Genomic DNA, 16,865 nt, shown 5'->3' with positions numbered 1-16,865 from the left:
CTACTTCTTCTTCGCGACGGCCCGCTTCCGCGGGGCCTTGGCCGGAGCCGGGACCGCCGCGTCCGAGACCCGGCCCGCCAGGATCTCGCGGAGGAACTTGCCGGTGTGGCTCGCCGGGACGGCGGCCACCTCCTCCGGGGTGCCCTCGGCGACCACCATGCCGCCGCCGCTGCCGCCCTCGGGGCCCATGTCGACGACCCAGTCGGCGGTCTTGATCACATCGAGGTTGTGCTCGATGACGATGACCGTGTTGCCCTTCTCGACCAGACCGTCCAGCACCTTGATCAGCTTGCTGATGTCCTCGAAGTGCAGGCCGGTGGTGGGCTCGTCCAGCACGTAGACCGTCCGCCCGGTGGAACGCTTCTGCAGCTCGGAGGCGAGCTTGACGCGCTGCGCCTCACCGCCGGACAGCGTCGGTGCGGACTGGCCGAGCCGGACGTACCCGAGGCCGACGTCGTTCAGCGTGCGTAGGTGGCGGTGGATCGCGGGGACCGCCTCGAAGAAGTGCATGCCCTCCTCGATCGGCATGTCCAGCACCTCGGCGATGGACTTGCCCTTGTAGTGCACCTCCAGCGTCTCCCGGTTGTAGCGGGCGCCGTGGCAGACCTCGCAGGGGACGTAGACGTCGGGCAGGAAGTTCATCTCGATCTTGATGGTGCCGTCACCGGAGCAGTGCTCGCAGCGGCCGCCCTTGACGTTGAACGAGAACCGGCCGGGCAGGTAGCCCCGGACCTTGGCCTCCTGGGTCTCCGCGAACAGCTTGCGGACGTTGTCGAAGACGCCGGTGTACGTCGCGGGGTTGGAGCGCGGGGTGCGGCCGATCGGCGACTGGTCCACGTGCACGACCTTGTCGACCAGGTCGGTGCCGGTGACCCGGGTGTGCCGGCCGGGGACGCTGCGCGCCCCGTTCAACTCCCGGGCCAGGTGGGTGTAGAGGATGTCGTTGACCAGCGTCGACTTGCCCGAGCCCGACACCCCGGTGATCGCGGTGAAGGTGCCCAGCGGGAAGGCCACCGTGACGTCCCGCAGGTTGTGCTCGCGGGCGCCGTGCACGATGATCTGCCGCTTCTTGTCGCGCGGGCGGCGGATCTCGGGGGTCGGGATGGCGCGGCGGCCGGAGAGGTACTGGCCGGTGATCGACTCCTCGTTGGTGAGCAGCTCCTTGAGCGAGCCGGAGTGCACCACCTTGCCGCCGTGCTCACCGGCGCCGGGGCCGATGTCGACCACCCAGTCCGCGGTCTTGATGGTGTCCTCGTCGTGCTCGACCACGATCAGCGTGTTGCCGATGTCGCGGAGCCGGACCAGGGTCTCGATCAGCCGGTGGTTGTCCCGCTGGTGCAGACCGATCGAGGGCTCGTCCAACACGTAGAGCACGCCGACCAGGCCGGAGCCGATCTGGGTGGCCAGCCGGATCCGCTGGGCCTCGCCGCCGGACAGGGTGCCGGCCGCGCGGTTCAGCGAGAGGTAGTCGAGACCGACGTCGACCAGGAAGCGGAGCCGCTCGTTGACCTCCTTGAGCACCCGCTCGGCGATCTGCTTGTCCCGCGCGTTGAGCTTCATCGCACCGAGGAACTCGGCACAGTCGGCGATCGACATCGCGGAGACGTCGGCGATCGACTTGTCGAGCACGGTGACCGCCAGGATCACCGGCTTGAGCCGGGTGCCCCGGCAGGTCGGGCAGGGCACCTCGCGCATGTAGCCCTCGAAGCGCTCGCGGCTGCTGTCGCTCTCCGACTCGGAGTGCCGCCGGGTCACGAACGGGATCGCGCCCTCGAACGGCGCGGTGTACGAACGCTCGCGCCCGTAGCGGTTGTTGTAGCGCACCTCGACCTGGGTCTTGTGCCCGTACAGCAGCGCCTTCTTGGCCCGCGCGGGCAGCCCGGCCCAGGGGATGTCGGTGCGGAAGCCGAGCTCGCCGGAGAGCGCGTCGGTGAGCCGCTGGAAGTACTCCTTGGTGTGGCCCTGCGACCACGGGTGGATGGCGCCCTCGTCGAGCGACTTCTCCTCGTCCGGGATCACCAGCTCCGGGTCGACCTCCATCCGGTTGCCCAGGCCCGAGCAGTCGGGGCAGGCGCCGAAGGGGGAGTTGAAGGAGAACGAGCGCGGCTCCAACTCCTCGAAGGAGACGTCGTCGTACGGGCAGTAGAGGTGCTCGGAGTACATCCGCTCGCGCTCCGGATCCTCCTCCGGGAGGTCGACGAAGTCGAGCACCACCATGCCGCCGGCCAGCTTGAGCGCGGTCTCCACCGAGTCGGTCAGGCGGCGCTTGGCGCTCTCCTTGACCGTCAGGCGGTCGATGACCACCTCGATGGTGTGCTTCTCCTGCTTCTTCAGCGTCGGCGGCTCGGTCAGCTGGACGGTGACGCCGTCCACCCGGGCGCGTGCGTACCCCTTGGACTGGAGGTCGGCGAAGAGGTCGACGAACTCGCCCTTGCGCTCCCGGACCACCGGACTGAGCACCTGGAACCGGGTGCCCTCCTTGAGCTCCAGCACCCGGTCGACGATCGCCTGCGGGGACTGCTTGGCGATCGGGCGGGCGCAGTGCGGGCAGTGCGGCTTGCCGATCCGGGCGAACAGCAGCCGGAGGTAGTCGTAGACCTCGGTGATGGTGCCGACGGTGGAGCGCGGATTGCGGTTGGTGGACTTCTGGTCGATCGAGACGGCCGGGGAGAGGCCCTCGATGAAGTCGACGTCGGGCTTGTCCATCTGGCCGAGGAACTGGCGCGCGTAGGAGGAGAGCGACTCGACGTAGCGGCGCTGGCCCTCCGCGAAGATCGTGTCGAAAGCGAGCGAGGACTTGCCCGAGCCGGAGAGGCCGGTGAAGACGATGAGGGAATCCCGCGGCAGGTCCAGCGAGACGTTCTTGAGGTTGTGCTCGCGAGCACCGCGGATGATGAGGCGGTCGGCCACTGCTTCTGGCGCCTTTCTCCGGGGGAGGTGGCTGGGAAGGGCTGCGTGGCCCACTGCTGGGACCAACAAGCGCAATCGGATGAATTCTTCCAGTGTGCGCCAGTCAGCCTACTAGCTCAGGCGTTCGAATATCGAGCCTGTCCAGCCGAGTCCACCCGATCGGGTGACGCCCGCCCGGGCCCCGGCCCGAATCCAGCCGGAAAACCCCCTGTTCAGCGCCGGGCAGCCCGGTACCGTCACGATGTGAACGAGCCACGCCCCCTCGGGGCAACGCCCGACAGCACACCGATTCGGAGGCCGCAACATGACCGACTCCACCACCGACTCCGGCACTGCCGCCGACCGCGCGGCGGCGCTCGCGGCCGCCGGGCTGCGCTCCGTCGAGGAGTCCACCGCGACCCTGCTGCGGGAGACCGGCGACCTCACCCCCGAGGCGGTCGGCGAGCCGTCCGCACTGCCCGGCTGGACCAAGGGGCACGTGCTGACCCACCTGGCCCGGAACGCCGACTCGCTGGTCAACCTGCTGACCGGCGCCCGGACCGGCCGGGAGATCCTGCAGTACGCCTCCCCCACCGCCCGGGACGAGGACATCGCGCTCGGCGCGCCGCGCCCGCTGGCCGAGCAGTTGGCCGACCTCGCCGCCAGCCACGAGCGCTTCGTCGCGGCCGCCGCGCTGCTGCCCGACGAGGCCTGGACGGTGCAGATCCGACACCGCTCCGGCTACCTCTTCCCGGCCCACGAGCTGCCGACGAAGCGGCAGATGGAGATCGAGTACCACCTGGTCGACCTCGGCGCCGACTACACCCCCCGGCAGTGGCCGACCGGCTTCGCCGAGCAGGAACTCGCCCGGCTGGCCGAGCAGTTCGCCAAGGTCGAGGGCCTGCCGACGCTCACCCTGACGGCCACCGACACCGACCGGCGGGCCACCCTGGGCGACGGCCCGGCGCAGCTCGCCGTCGAGGGCCCGGTCCGGGGGCTGACCGCCTGGCTGTCCGGCCGCTCGGACGGGACCGGCCTGGTGGTCCGCCGCGACGGCGAGCAGCTGGACCACTCCGCCCTGCCGGAGCTCCCGCCGATGGGCTGAGGGGAGATGATGGCGCTTCAGGTCAAGTACGAGCGAGGAGCAGCGGCGCGATGACGTACCACGGAGCGGTGAAGGTCGGCGGCCCGCCGGACGTGCGGGAGCTGGCCCATCTGATCATCACCAAGATCGCGGTCGGCCCGTACGAGAACAACGCCTACCTGCTGCGCTGCCGCGCCACCGACGAGCAGCTGCTGATCGACGCGGCGGCGGACGCGCCGGTGCTGCTGGAGTCGGTCGGCGCGCAGCTGGCCACCGTGGTCACCACCCACCAGCACGGCGACCACTGGGGCGCGCTGGCCGAGGTGGTCGCCGCCACCGGTGCCCGGACGGCGGCCGGCCGGATCGACGCGCCCGGCATCGCGGTCCCGACCGACCGGCTGCTGGACGACGGCGACACCGTCCGGGTCGGGCAGGTCGAGCTGACCGTCCGTCACCTGGTCGGGCACACCCCGGGCGCGATCGTGCTGGTCTACGACGACCCGCAGGGCCACCCGCACCTGTTCACCGGGGACTGCCTGTTCCCCGGCGGGGTGGGCAACACCTGGAAGGACCCGGCGGCCTTCGACAGCCTGTACCGGGACGTCACCGAGAAGCTCTTCGTACTCCCGGACGAGACCTGGGTCTACCCGGGCCACGGCAACGACACCACGCTCGGCACCGAGCGCCCCCACCTGCCGGAGTGGCGCGAGCGCGGCTGGTGACCCCGATGCGGAAGGCCCGTTCCCCCACCGGGGAGCGGGCCTTCCGCATCGGCCGGGAGATTTTCATACCGCCGCAACACCGCTGCCAGACGGGTGCGGAACGATGAACGCAATTCGAACCGCCTGACGAGAGGGGAAGACGATGACCCGCCGCTGTCCGCTTCCCCGTGCCGGCTGCTGTTGTCGCCGCAGCCCGTTCGCCGTCTGACCTCGTACTCGTTCTTCTCCCCCACCCGCCCGGGCCCGATCCGGCTGCCCGGGGCGGGAGTTGTTCCGCACCCTGTTCTGGAGGACAGCCATGACCACCGCCGCCATCGACCTTCGTCTCACTCCCGCCGCCGGCCGGATCGGTGCCGTCGTGCACGACATCGAGCTGAGCGGTTCGCTCGACCCGGAGACCGTGGCCGCGATCGAGACCGCGCTGTACCGGCACAAGGTGCTGTTCTTCCGGGGCCAGCGGCACCTGGACGACGCCGGGCACGAGGCGTTCGCCCGGCTGCTCGGCCACCCGGTGGGGCACCCGACGGTGCCGAGCGCGGACGGCCGGTACATCTTCGAGCTGGACGCCACCAAGGGCGTCCGCGCCAACAACTGGCACACCGACGTGACCTTCGTGCCGTCCTACCCGAAGGCGTCCGTCCTGCGGTCGCTGGAGCTGCCGGAGGCCGGTGGCTCCACGGTCTGGGCCAACACCGCCGCCGCGTACGCCGACCTGCCCGCGCCGCTCAAGGCGCTGGCCGAGAGCCTGCGGGCGGTGCACACCAACGACTACGACTACGCGGCCTCGCTGGCGCTCACCCCCGAGCTGGCCGACAACAAGGAGATCGCCGCGCTGTTCCGGCAGGTCTTCGTCTCCACCGCGTTCAAGACCGAGCACCCGGTGGTCCGGGTGCACCCGGTGACCGGCGAGAAGAGCCTGCTGCTGGGCGCCTTCGCGCAGCGCATCGTGGGCGTCTCGGGGGCCGACAGTCGGGCGCTGCTGGAGCTGTTCCAGCGCTACGTGGAGCGGCTGGAGAACACCGTCCGCTGGGACTGGCAGGTCGGCGACGTGGTGATCTGGGACAACCGGGCCACCCAGCACTACGCCGTCAACGACTACGGCGACCAGCCCCGGCTGGTCCGCCGGATCACCCTGGACGGCGACCTGCCGGTCGGCGTGGACGGTACCCCGAGCCGGCTGCTGGAGCCGACCGAGCCCCCGGCCGTGGCCGGTCTGGTGCCGGCCGAGCAGCTGGAGGCGGCGGCACTGAACGGCTGAGCACGCGAACGGGGGCGCCCCCGGACCGGTCGGTCCGGGGGCGCCCCTCGGGTGATCGGACGTCAGGCGTCGATCTCGTCCTTCTCGGCCGCGGCCTCGGCCGCTTCCTGCTTGCGGGAGGCCATCAGGCTGGTGATGGTGGTGATCACCAGCACGCCGCCGATGACGCCGAGCGAGAGCGGGATGCCGATCTCGGGGACGTGCACGCCGCTCTCGTGCAGCGCGTGCAGCACCAGCTTCACGCCGATGAAGCCGAGGATCACCGACAGGCCGTAGCTGAGGTGGACCAGCTTCTTCAGCAGACCACCGATCAGGAAGTACAGCTGGCGCAGACCCATCAGCGCGAAGGCGTTGGCGGTGAACACGATGTACGGGTCCTGGGTCAGGCCGAAGATCGCCGGGATCGAGTCCAGCGCGAACAGCACGTCGGTGGTGCCGATCGCGAGCATCACGATCAGCATCGGCGTCATCAGCCGCTTGCCGTTCTGCTTGATCGTCAGCTTGGTGCCGTGGTACTGGTCCGTCGACGGGAACCGCTTCTCGATCGACTTGAGCAGGCGGTTCTCCTCGAACTCCTCCTCCCCGTCGTCCCCCATCGCCTCCGCGACCAGCTTGTACGCCGTCCAGATCAGGAAGGCGCCGAAGATGTAGAAGACCCAGGAGAACTCGGAGACCAGCGCGGCACCACCGGCGATGAAGACCGCGCGGAGCACCAGCGCGATGATCACGCCGACCATCAGCACGCGCTGCTGGTAGATCCGGGGCACCGCGAACTTGCCCATGATCAGGATGAAGACGAAGAGGTTGTCGACGCTCAACGACTTCTCGGTGATGTACCCGGCGAAGAACTCACCGGCGGGCTGCGAGCCGCCGTACCACCAGAGGAACCCGCCGAAGATCACGGCCAGGGCGACCCAGACCGCGGTCCAGACCCCGGCCTCCTTGATGGAGACCTCGTGCGGCTTTCGGCCACCGATGAAGAAGTCGGCGACGACCAGGGCGATCAGGACCCCGATCGTGCCGACCCAAAGACCTACGGAAACGTCCACTAGCTGCTCCTCCGGCAGGTAGGCGAGACACACATCGTCACTGCCGGAGGTCTCTTCCGCCCGTCGGCCACGCTCGGCCGGATCGGACCAGCGCCCCGGGGCGCCGACGACGGCGACCGTGATGACGGGAACGCTGCGGGGGAATACTCCCCTCCGCTGCCGCCGAGCCTAACAGAAAACCCAAGAGAAGGTAAAGAAGGTAAAGAGCGACTCCTGAGCCGCTGGTCAGAGGTTCAGAGGTACGGCTCGATCGCGGGCAGCATGTCCTGGAACGTCCGCGCCTTCGCCGGAGCGCCGATCGCCTGCATGCCCCAGCCGCCGGTGCCGTCCCGGTAGACCTTGGCCATGATCTGCCCGGTGTGCGGACCGCCGCCGGTCAGCTCGTAGCGGGCCAGCTCCTGGTCGGTGCTCTCGTCCACCAGCCGGCAGTGCGCCTGCTGGACCTCGGCGAAGCTCTGCCCGGTGTACGAGCTGACGGTGAACACCACCTGGGTGATGTGGGCCGGCACCTGGGCCAGGTCGACCAGGATCGACTCGTCGTCCTCCGAGCCCGCCCCGCCGACCAGGTTGTCCCCGGTGTGCCGGACCGAGCCGTCGTTGCTGTTCAGGTGCTGGAAGAACACCACGTCGGACGGAGTGCGCTCGGCGTACAACAGGGCCGAGGCGTCCAGGTCGATCTGCCTGGTCCGGGAGCCGAACAGCCCGCGCTTGGGCGCGGCCTTCCACCCCAGCCCCATCCGGACGACCGTGAGCGACTCCCCCGAACTCTTCTGAAGACTGACCCGCTGTCCCTTGGTCAGATGCACCGACACGAAACTGCCCTCTCTCCTCAGCCCCGGCCACACCCGGACCGACGCAACGGCGGAACACCCCCTTGCCGTCCCCCGGCCGAGGCCCCCTGCACGGGCTTTGCCCACGGACCACCCTAGAGCCTGCGGGCACCGGCCCCCTGCAAAGGACTACCCCGTGGCGCGGATCACGACTCGGGCCACGGGGTAGCGGGCGCTGTGCTAGGGGCTGCCTGAGGGGTGCCGGGCGGTCTAAGCCATCCCGGCCTCGCGCATCTGCCGGAGTTCCTTCTTGAGCTCGCCGATCTCGTCCCGCAGGCGGGCCGCGAGCTCGAACTGGAGGTCGGCGGCGGCCGCGTGCATCCGGTCGGTGAACTGCTGGATCAGATCGGCCAGCTCGGCGGCGGGCAGGCTCTTGGCCGGCTTGCGCCCGGCGCCCAGGGCCGGCACCGCGGCCTTGCCCTTGCCGCCCTGCCGGTACCCGGTGGCGAGCAGCTCCTCGGTGTCCATATCCTCCCGGGAGAGGGTGTCCAGGATGTCGCCGATCTTCTTCCGGAGCGGCTGCGGGTCGATCCCGTGCTTGGTGTTGTACTCCTGCTGGACGATCCGGCGCCGGTTGGTCTCGCCGATCGCCAGCTCCATCGAGGGCGTGATCCGGTCCGCGTACATGTGCACCTGGCCGGAGACGTTACGGGCCGCCCGGCCGATGGTCTGGATCAGCGAGGTGCCGGAGCGCAGGAAGCCCTCCTTGTCCGCGTCCAGGATCGCGACCAGCGAGACCTCGGGCAGGTCGAGGCCCTCGCGGAGCAGGTTGATGCCGACCAGCACGTCGAACTTGCCCGCCCGCAGCTCGCGCAGCAGCTCGATCCGGCGCAGCGTGTCCACGTCGCTGTGCAGGTACTGCACCCGGATGTCCAGACCGAGCAGGTAGTCGGTCAGGTCCTCGGACATCTTCTTGGTGAGGGTGGTGACCAGGACCCGCTCGTCCTTCTCGATCCGCTTGCGGATCTCGTGCACCAGGTCGTCGATCTGACCCTCCGTCGGCTTGACGATCACCTCGGGGTCGATCAGGCCGGTCGGACGGATGATCTGCTGCACCGTGCCCTCGCCCCGGGCCAGCTCGAACTTGCCGGGGGTCGCCGACAGGTAGACCGTCTGCCCGACCCGCTCCAGGAACTCCTCCCACTTGAGCGGGCGGTTGTCCAGCGCGGACGGCAGCCGGAAGCCGTGGTCCACCAGCGAGCGCTTGCGGGAGGCGTCGCCCTCGTACATCGCGCCGATCTGCGGGACCGTCACGTGCGACTCGTCGATCACCAGGAGGAAGTCCTCCGGGAAGTAGTCCATCAGCGTGTTCGGCGGGGAGCCGGGCGAGCGGCCGTCGAAGTGCATCGAGTAGTTCTCGATGCCGGAGCAGCTGCCGATCTGCCGGAGCATCTCCAGGTCGTACGTGGTGCGCATGCGCAGCCGCTGGGCCTCCAGCAGCTTGCCCTGCTTCTCCAGCACGGCCAGCCGCTCCTCCAGCTCCTTCTCGATGTCGTTGACCGAGCGCTCCAGCCGCTCCGGGCCGGCCACGTAGTGCGAGGCCGGGAAGACGTACATCGACTCGTCCTGGCTGATGATCTCGCCGGTCAGCGGGTGCAGCGTGTAGAGGGCCTCGATCTCGTCGCCGAACATCTCGATCCGGACCGCGAGCTCCTCGTAGACCGGGAAGATCTCGATGGTGTCGCCCCGGACCCGGAAGGTGCCCCGGCTGAACGCGATGTCGTTGCGGGTGTACTGCATGTCGACGAATCGACGCAGCAACGCGTCCCGGTCGACCTCCTCGCCGACGTGCAGCTGGGTCATCCGGTCGACGTACTCCTGCGGGGTGCCGAGGCCGTAGATGCAGGAGACCGAGGCGACCACGATCACGTCGCGGCGGGTGAGCAGGCTGTTGGTCGCGGAGTGGCGCAGCCGCTCGACCTCCTCGTTGATCGAGGAGTCCTTCTCGATGTAGGTGTCCGTCTGCGGGACGTACGCCTCGGGCTGGTAGTAGTCGTAGTACGAGACGAAGTACTCGACCGCGTTGTTCGGCAGCAGCTCGCGGAACTCGTTGGCGAGCTGGGCGGCCAGCGTCTTGTTCGGCGCCATCACCAGGGTGGGGCGTTGCAACTTCTCGATCATCCAGGCGGTGGTCGCCGACTTGCCGGTGCCGGTGGCACCGAGCAGGACGACGTCCTTCTCGCCTGCGCGGATGCGGCGCTCCAACTCGGCGATGGCCGCCGGCTGGTCACCGCTGGGCTGGTAGGGGCTGACGACCTCGAAGGGCGCCACGGACCGCTCGATACTCGTGATGGGACGCACGGGGTCCACGGTACGACTCCGCACCGACAACTGACTCGCAGTTGCCGTGCCGGGGGCTGCACTGTTGGCAGGTGCTCCGGTGCTACGGCCCGGGGGCTCGGGGCTCTGCTGACGTGCGGCTCCGCCGCGTGGGCGAGGAGATCTGGCGTGCGGGTCACTGCGAAAGTGCCTGACCACCCACCCGACGATCACCTTGCAAGGGCCGGCGTCGCCCACGCGGCGGAGCCGCACATCAGCAGAGCCCCGAGCCCCTGACCGTAGGCGGCCGAGCAGCTGCAAAAAAGGTCAGCGGCGCGGGCCGGCCAGGGCGTACAGGAGGGTGCCGGTCGCCAGGAGGGCCCAGGGGGTCCCGGTGGAGACCGTGGTGGCCGGGGACAGGACCATCCAGCTGCCCACCTCGCCCGCGAGGCCGGGCAGGGGTGGGGCGAGGTAGGTGAAGGCCAGCCAGCAGGTCGGCAGGATCCACGCGTACACGGCGCCGAACAGGGTGGCCCCGAGGGCGGCCAGGCCGACCAGGCCCGCGGCGTCCCGGACCACCAGGGTGGTGGTGGCGAGCTCCGGGCCGGCCGCCTGGACCGCCAGCAGCACCGCGGCGGCGAACCCTCCGATCAGCAGCACGTGCACCGCCCGCCGGAGGACCCAGCGGATCGCGGCCGTCCGGTCGAGGGCGGCGTCCTGCCCGGCCAGACCGATGGTGGCGGCCGTCACGTTCGCGGTGAGGAGCAGGATGGCGAGCGGCACGTCCCCCGTGCCGTCGTCGCCGCCGTCGGCGAGAAGCAGGGCCAGCAGGGCGCCGAACAGGACCAGGGCGGCCGAGAGCGACAGTTGGCGGGAGCGTGCGTACAGGGTCAGCCACCTCATCGGGTCGCCTCCCCGGCCAGCACCGGCAGCAGCAGGTTCCGCTCGCAGGAGACGGCGGCGTCCCGCACCTGGGCGATCCTGGTGCGCTGCTCGGCGGACGGCGCGGCCGTCAGCTTCGTCCAGGCGGCCTCGGCCTCGGACCAGGTCCGGCGGGCGTACTCGTCGTCGCCCGGCTGCTCCAGCGGGACGGGGCGGGGCTCGCCGAGCGCCCAGCTGGCGGCGAGGCCCTGGACGGCGACGTCCTCCGTGCCACCGCCCTCCCAGGGGCTGTGACCGTGGCAGTTCGGCGCCAGGCCCTGGGCGATCAGGGCCCGGGTCAGGTCGTTGCCGGTGGCCTTGGCGATCACCGTCTCGTCGAAGTCGACCAGCACCACGCCGGCGGTGACGGGCCGGTCCTCGCCGAGCGCGCGCAGCGCGGTGTCCTCCCGCACCGCGTCGGGTGCCCGGTCGCCCAGGACGTTCCGCAGGACGGCCAGCGCCTCCTTGCCGCGGGGGGCGAGCTCGGCGAGGCGGTACCGGTTCGCCTCGGTCACGCAGACCGGGCCGTCACAGACCAGGCTCGCGGCGGTCCGGTCGATCACGTAGGTGTCGCGCGGGTCGCTCGGCAGGACCAGCAGGGCCAGTGCGGCACCGGCCAGGACGGGGGTCAGCGCGAGCAGCCTGGCCCGGCGGGACGCGGCCGCCAGCAGCGCGAAGCCGGTGGCGAGCAGGCCGAGCAGCCAGACCGTCTGGCCTAGGTGCACCGAGCCGGACAGGGTCAGCAGCATCTCCCGGGGTGCCACCGTCGCCGGTGACAGCTGGGCGAGCCGGTTCGACCCCAGGCCGGACGGCACTTCCCCCTCGGCGTTCTGCCGCAGGAACATGGCCGTCAGCGCGAGGACGCCCACCGCCAGGGCCGGCGGGGTGAGGACGGAGGGCAGCACCCGCGCCACGCCCATCCCGAACAGGGCACCGGCCACCAGACCCAGTGCCGCCACCAGTGAGATCGGCAGCCAGCCGAGCGGCAGGTAGCCGGTGCCGTGGACGGCCACCAGGATCCCGCCGACCAGGACCAGCAGGCCGAAGCCCACCGCCAGCGCGAGCGCCGTCGCACCGGCCGGCAGTGCCGCCCGTTGCCAGGCCGGTCGCGGGGTGGTGGTCAGCAGTTCGCTCGTCCGGGAGCGCGCGTCGCGCAGCCCGTACAGCGCCCCGAGGCCCACCACCAGCGGCCACCAGAAGCTCAGCAGGCTCCTGGTCCACAGGGCCATCGAGGTCCACTGGGCCGTCCACCCGGCGGTGCCCCGCCACCAGACCGCGTCGATCAGGCAGAAGATCGCCAGACTGCCGGCCAACACCAGGATCCCGGCCCACGGGGCGGCGGAGCGCCGCAGTTCGATGCCCAGCACACGTCCGTTCACCAGGAACCTCCCGGCTGCTCGGAGTGGCTGAGCAGCGCCGAGTAGCCGCGCTCCAGCGGGCTGTCGCCGGGGTGTTCGGGGCCACCGGCCGCGGCCAGCACCTCCGGGGTGCCCTGGTAGACCAGGCGCCCGTCGGCGAACAGCACCACGTCGGAGCAGGCGGCCGCGACGTCCTCGACCAGGTGGGTGGAGACCACCACACAGGCCTCCCGGCCCAGCTCCTGGAGCAGCTCGCGGAAACGCATCCGCTGGGCCGGGTCCAGGCCGGCCGTCGGCTCGTCCAGCAGCAGCAGGTCGGGGTCGTTGACGATGGCCTGGGCGATGCCGGCCCGGCGGACCATGCCGCCGGACAGGGTCTTCATCCGGTGGTCGGCGCGGTCCGCCAGCCCGACCCGTTCGACGGCGCGCTGGACGGCTCCGGGGATCTCCCGCTTCGGGACCTCCTTCAACCAGGCCATGTACTCGACGAACTCACGCACCGTGAAGCGCTTGTAGTAGCCGAACTCCTGCGGCAGGTACCCGATCCGGCGGCGCAGCGCCCGGAGGTCGCCCAGCCCGCCCATGGGGTGGCCGAGCAGTTCGAGCTCGCCGCCGGCCGGGCGCAGCACGGTGGCCAGGGCGCGGATCAGGGTGGTCTTGCCGGCCCCGTTCGGGCCCAGCAGGCCGTGGGCACCGATGCCGAGCGAGAGGTCGAGCCCGTCGACGGCCATCTTGGTCCGGCCGGCCCGTACCTGCAGGCCGGCGGCTCGGATCTGCCAGGCGTAGGTCCTCGGCGCGAGGTCGGTCGCGCCCGTCGTGCGTGTCATGCGAGGGTCCCTTTCGAGGGTCAACGATGGTTGCGCGGCACCGCGTACGCGCCTCTTCGGGCGATCACGGCGCCGCAGCCGAGCGCGAGGGCCAGCCCCCACAGGGGCAGTTGCCCGGACCGCAGGACGAGCGGGGAGCCGTCGGTGGCCCAGGTGGACGCCGCGATCACGGCGCCCCAGCCGGCCACCAGCACGGCGGCGGCCCGGGTCACCCCGATCACGCTGCCCAGTGCCAGGGCCGCGGAGGTGAACGCCAGTGCGGGCAGCAGCCACTGAGCGGCCGTCATGGTCCCGGTCAGCCGGCCCACCACCAGGAGCAGCGGGAGGACCACCACCAGGACCGAGACGGTCCGTCTGAGCAGCAGCGGCAGGCCGGCCCGGGCGGTGGAGGCGGTCAGTTCGTGCGCCGGGTCCAGGGCACGCGACCACGAGGCGGCGACCGCGCACAGCGGCAGCACGGGGGCGACCAGCGACAGCAGCGGGGTGCCGCCGAAGAAGTCCAGCGGCCCGGCCTCGTCCAGCAGCAGCGCGACCAGCGTGACGGCGACGGTCATCGCCAGCCACGGGGCCATCGCCGGTGTCAGCCAGGCCGACACCCACCTCGGGCGCCGACGCCAGGCCGGTGCCCGGGCGACCGTGACCAGCCGCGGTTCAAGCCCGGCCCGTACGGTGTCGACCAGGGCGGCCAGGCCGGGTGCCTCGGTGGCCACCGAGGCCGCCAGGCGGCCCCGGCACTCCGGGCACCCCTCCAGATGGGCCTCCAGCGCCCACAGCGTGTCCGCGGGCAGTTCCGTCCGCCCACCCGCGTAGTCGTCGATCAAGCGCTTCGACGCATGCTCCGCGCTCATGCCAGTGCCTCCCGCATAGCGATCCGGGCCCGGCGGGCACGGGTCTTGACCGTGCCTTCGGGCAGTCTGAGCAGGACGGCGGTCTCCCGGACGGAGAGCCCGTCGAGCACGGTGGCCTGGAGCACCTGCCGGAGTTCCGGCGCCAGCCGCCGCAGGGCGTCGCCGACGTCACCGCCGACCGTCCCGTCGAGCACCTCGTCCTCGGCCGCGGGCACCACGGCCCGCTCGGCGGCGGCGACCGGCGGTTCGGCGTGGTGGGCGCGGCGCCGGAACGCGTCGACGAGGCGGCGGGCCGCGATCGTCCACAGCCAGCCGACGGCGGAGCCGCCGACCGCGCTTCCGGCGAACGCGCCGGCCGCGCGCCAGACCGCCAGGTAGGTCTCCTGCATCACCTCGGCGACGATCTGCTCGTCCGCGCAGCGGCGGCGCAGCCGCACGGCGAGCCACGGGGACGTGCGCCGGTACAGCTCGTCGAACGCCGCTCGGTCGCCTTTCGCGACCAGCCGGAGGAGGCGTTCCTCGTCCAGCTCGTCCAGTGCTCTCCTGCGTGTTCTCACACCAGCCAGACGCCCGATCCTGCCTGCGGGTTCTTCCATCGGGGTGACCTGCGTCACAGGGGCTCGGGACTGCACCTTTGGCAGGCGCTCAGCGGTCCGCCACCCAGGGGCTCGGGGCTCTGCTGATCTGCGGCTCCGCCGCGTGGGCGAGGAGATCTGGCGTGCGGGTCACTGCGAAAGTGCCTGACCACCTACGCGACGATCACCTTGCAAGGGCCGGCGTTGCCCACGCGGCGGAGCCGCACATCAGCAGAGCCCCGAGCCCCTGGACCGTAGATCCGGAGCACCTGCCAAAGGCCGAGCCCCTGCCAACCTGCCCGGAGGGCTCTAGGCGGCGCTGTCGCGGGCCAGCGCGACCAGGCGGGAGATCGCCCGGAGGTACTTCTTGCGGTAGCCGCCCTTGAGCAGTTCGGGCGGGAAGACCTGGTCGAACGGCAGGCCGGAGGCGGTGATCGGCAGCTCGCGGTCGTACATCCGGTCGGCGAGCACCACCAGGCGCAGTGCGGTGGACTGGTCGTCGACCTGGTGGACGCCGCGCAGGAAGACCGCCCCGACGTCGTCGAGCAGGGCGCCGTAGCGGCTGGGGTGGACGGCCTTCAGGTGCTCCAGCAGCGCGTCGAAGTCGTCGAGGGAGGCCCCCGGGGTGGTGGTGGCGCGCTCGGTGACGGTCTCGTCGGTGTACGGCGGCGGGGCGGCGGGGAGGCCGCGGTGGCGGTAGTCCTGGCCGTCGATCCGGAGCGGGCGGAAGTGGGCCGACAGGCCCTGGATCTCGCGCAGGAAGTCGGCGGAGGCGAACCGGCCCTCGCCGAGCTTCTCGGGCAGCGTGTTGGAGGTGGCGCAGAGCTTGACGCCGTTCTCCACCAGGCGGCCGAGCAGGGTGGAGACCAGCACCGTGTCGCCCGGGTCGTCGAGCTCGAACTCGTCGATGCAGAGCAGCCGGTGGCCCGAGAGGGTCTGGACGGCCTGCTGGAAGCCGAGCGCACCGACCAGGTTGGTCAGCTCGACGAAGGTGCCGAACGCCTTCGGCCCGGGAGTGGCGTGCCAGAGCGAGGCGAGCAGGTGGGTCTTGCCGACGCCGTAGCCGCCGTCCAGGTAGACCCCGGCGGGGCCGGCCGGGGCGGGGGCCGCGCGGCGGAACCAACCCTTCTTGGCCGGGGTGGCGGCGGCCGAGATGCCGGCCGCGAACTCCTCCAGGACCTGGACCGCCTCGTACTGGCTGGGCTGGGTCGGGTCGGGCAGGTAGCTGCCGAAGCTGACACCGGCGAACCGCGGCGGCGGGACCATCTCGGCGACCAGGCGCTCGGCCGGGACCACCGGTCGGCGGTCGGTGAGCGCGATCGGGGTCGCGGACGACGTCGCGGTCGTTATGGCATCGGGGCGGGAGGCAGCGGGCACGTTAGTAGAGGGTACTGCCCGTGGAAGACTCGAACTCATGCAGCAGCTGATCAGCCCCACCGGCAACCCGCGTGACGATCTCCACTCCCTGGAGGCGCTCGCCGAGGTCTACGCGTACCCCGACCAGGTGAACCACGGGCGGCCGTGGCTGCGGGCGAACATGGTGTCCGGGCTGGACGGCGGGGCCCGGCTGGAGGGGCTCTCCGAGGGGCTGTCGGGGGATGCCGACAAGCGGATCTTCGGGGTGCTCCGGGCGCTCAGCGACGTGGTGCTGGTGGGGGCCGAGACGGTCCGGGCCGAGGGGTACCGGCCCGCGCGGGCGCGGGCCGGGTTCGCGGCGGCCAGGGCGGCGGCCGGGCAGCCGCCCGCGCCGGCGATCGCGGTGGTCAGCCGGAGCCTCGGACTGGCCCTGAGCACGCCGTTGTTCACCGAGCCGGTGGTCCGGACGGTGGTGATCACCACCGAGGACTCCCCCGCCGAGGCCCGCCGGGAGGTGGCGAAGGTGGCCGACCTGATCGTCGCGGGCGAGGAGTCGGTGGACCTGCCGACCGCACTGGCGGCGCTCGCCGAGCGGGGCTGGACCAGGCAGTTGACGGAGGGTGGGCCCCGGCTGCTGGGGCAGCTCACCGCGGCCGGGCTGCTGGACGAGCTGTGCCTCTCGCTGGCCCCGTTGCTCACGGGGGGCGAGGCACCACGAATCCTCCACAATGCGGAAATGTCTGACACGCAGTCGATGCGGCTGGTCTCATTGATCGAGCAGAAAGGTTTCCTCTTCACCCGTTACCTGCGGCCGACCGGACCATCCCGCTCTTCCCTGTGATCCGACTCGCACGTGGCCCATGTGGCGCGTGCGCAGCGTGAGGAAAGC

Annotated in this window: 14 protein-coding genes; 4 read left to right on the top strand and 10 right to left on the bottom strand. The window is 71.3% G+C overall.

The features are described 5' to 3' along the window. Positions 1 to 2,910, bottom strand: coding sequence for an excinuclease ABC subunit UvrA (uvrA, locus tag OHV05_RS25040; protein WP_405019647.1), 2,910 nt, complete (start codon positions 2,908 to 2,910; stop codon positions 1 to 3). 304 nt (positions 2,911 to 3,214) lie between these two features. Here uvrA and OHV05_RS25035 point away from each other — a divergent pair, with 304 nt between their 5' ends. The 3 genes from OHV05_RS25035 (at position 3,215) to OHV05_RS25025 (ending at position 5,953) form a co-directional block, all read left to right on the top strand. Continuing rightward, on the top strand, positions 3,215 to 3,994 hold the full coding sequence (locus OHV05_RS25035; RefSeq protein ID WP_405019646.1) for a maleylpyruvate isomerase family mycothiol-dependent enzyme: 780 nt from the start codon (positions 3,215 to 3,217) through the stop codon (positions 3,992 to 3,994). 50 nt (positions 3,995 to 4,044) lie between these two features. Beyond that, the gene (locus tag OHV05_RS25030) at positions 4,045 to 4,695 is read left to right on the top strand and encodes an MBL fold metallo-hydrolase (RefSeq protein WP_403036060.1); all 651 of its coding nucleotides are present in this window, start codon (positions 4,045 to 4,047) and stop codon (positions 4,693 to 4,695) included. A gap of 298 nt (positions 4,696 to 4,993) precedes the next feature. Further along, positions 4,994 to 5,953, top strand: a complete 960-nt coding sequence (locus OHV05_RS25025; protein ID WP_405019645.1) for a TauD/TfdA dioxygenase family protein — start codon at positions 4,994 to 4,996, stop codon at positions 5,951 to 5,953. 62 nt (positions 5,954 to 6,015) lie between these two features. Here the strand turns inward: OHV05_RS25025 and OHV05_RS25020 are convergent, their stop codons facing one another. From OHV05_RS25020 to zapE, 9 genes are all read right to left on the bottom strand, one after another. Continuing rightward, positions 6,016 to 7,002: a TerC family protein gene (locus OHV05_RS25020; RefSeq protein WP_405019644.1), complete on the bottom strand. Its 987-nt coding sequence runs from the start codon at positions 7,000 to 7,002 to the stop codon at positions 6,016 to 6,018. Positions 7,003 to 7,235: 233 nt separating this feature from the next. After that, positions 7,236 to 7,814, bottom strand: coding sequence for a TerD family protein (locus tag OHV05_RS25015; protein ID WP_403036052.1), 579 nt, complete (start codon positions 7,812 to 7,814; stop codon positions 7,236 to 7,238). A 228-nt stretch (positions 7,815 to 8,042) separates the two neighbouring features. Then, entirely contained in the window at positions 8,043 to 10,133 is a 2,091-nt protein-coding gene (uvrB, locus tag OHV05_RS25010; RefSeq protein WP_405019643.1) for an excinuclease ABC subunit UvrB, read from the bottom strand. Between the two features lie 285 nt (positions 10,134 to 10,418). Next, positions 10,419 to 10,994, bottom strand: a complete 576-nt coding sequence (locus OHV05_RS25005; RefSeq protein ID WP_405019642.1) for a hypothetical protein — start codon at positions 10,992 to 10,994, stop codon at positions 10,419 to 10,421. After that, positions 10,991 to 12,391 (bottom strand): hypothetical protein, encoded by a 1,401-nt coding sequence (locus tag OHV05_RS25000; RefSeq protein WP_405019641.1) that lies wholly within the window; start codon positions 12,389 to 12,391, stop codon positions 10,991 to 10,993. Before OHV05_RS25000 ends, OHV05_RS25005 begins: the two co-directional genes overlap by 4 nt. After that, positions 12,388 to 13,197: an ABC transporter ATP-binding protein gene (locus OHV05_RS24995; protein ID WP_405019640.1), complete on the bottom strand. Its 810-nt coding sequence runs from the start codon at positions 13,195 to 13,197 to the stop codon at positions 12,388 to 12,390. Before OHV05_RS24995 ends, OHV05_RS25000 begins: the two co-directional genes overlap by 4 nt. Positions 13,198 to 13,217: 20 nt before the next feature. Then, entirely contained in the window at positions 13,218 to 14,045 is an 828-nt protein-coding gene (locus OHV05_RS24990) for a zf-HC2 domain-containing protein (RefSeq protein WP_405019639.1), read from the bottom strand. Continuing rightward, positions 14,042 to 14,641, bottom strand: coding sequence for an RNA polymerase sigma factor (locus OHV05_RS24985; RefSeq protein WP_403036035.1), 600 nt, complete (start codon positions 14,639 to 14,641; stop codon positions 14,042 to 14,044). The genes OHV05_RS24990 and OHV05_RS24985 overlap by 4 nt, the downstream gene beginning before the upstream one ends. A 288-nt stretch (positions 14,642 to 14,929) precedes the next feature. Next, positions 14,930 to 16,036, bottom strand: a complete 1,107-nt coding sequence (gene zapE, locus OHV05_RS24980; protein ID WP_405019638.1) for a cell division protein ZapE — start codon at positions 16,034 to 16,036, stop codon at positions 14,930 to 14,932. Here zapE and OHV05_RS24975 point away from each other — a divergent pair. Continuing rightward, positions 16,035 to 16,817 carry a pyrimidine reductase family protein gene (locus OHV05_RS24975; RefSeq protein WP_405019637.1) on the top strand — a complete coding sequence of 261 codons (783 nt, stop codon included), beginning with the start codon at positions 16,035 to 16,037 and terminating at the stop codon, positions 16,815 to 16,817. The two genes, zapE and OHV05_RS24975, sit on opposite strands and share 2 nt — an antisense overlap. Positions 16,818 to 16,865 lie beyond the last annotated feature (48 nt).

Origin of the sequence: Kitasatospora sp. NBC_00070, from assembly GCF_045041205.1 — a bacterium.
In the GTDB taxonomy this organism is placed as follows: domain Bacteria; phylum Actinomycetota; class Actinomycetes; order Streptomycetales; family Streptomycetaceae; genus Kitasatospora.
The sequence above is the reverse complement of the archived record's forward strand: the minus strand, read 5'-3'. Positions and strand labels throughout refer to the sequence as shown.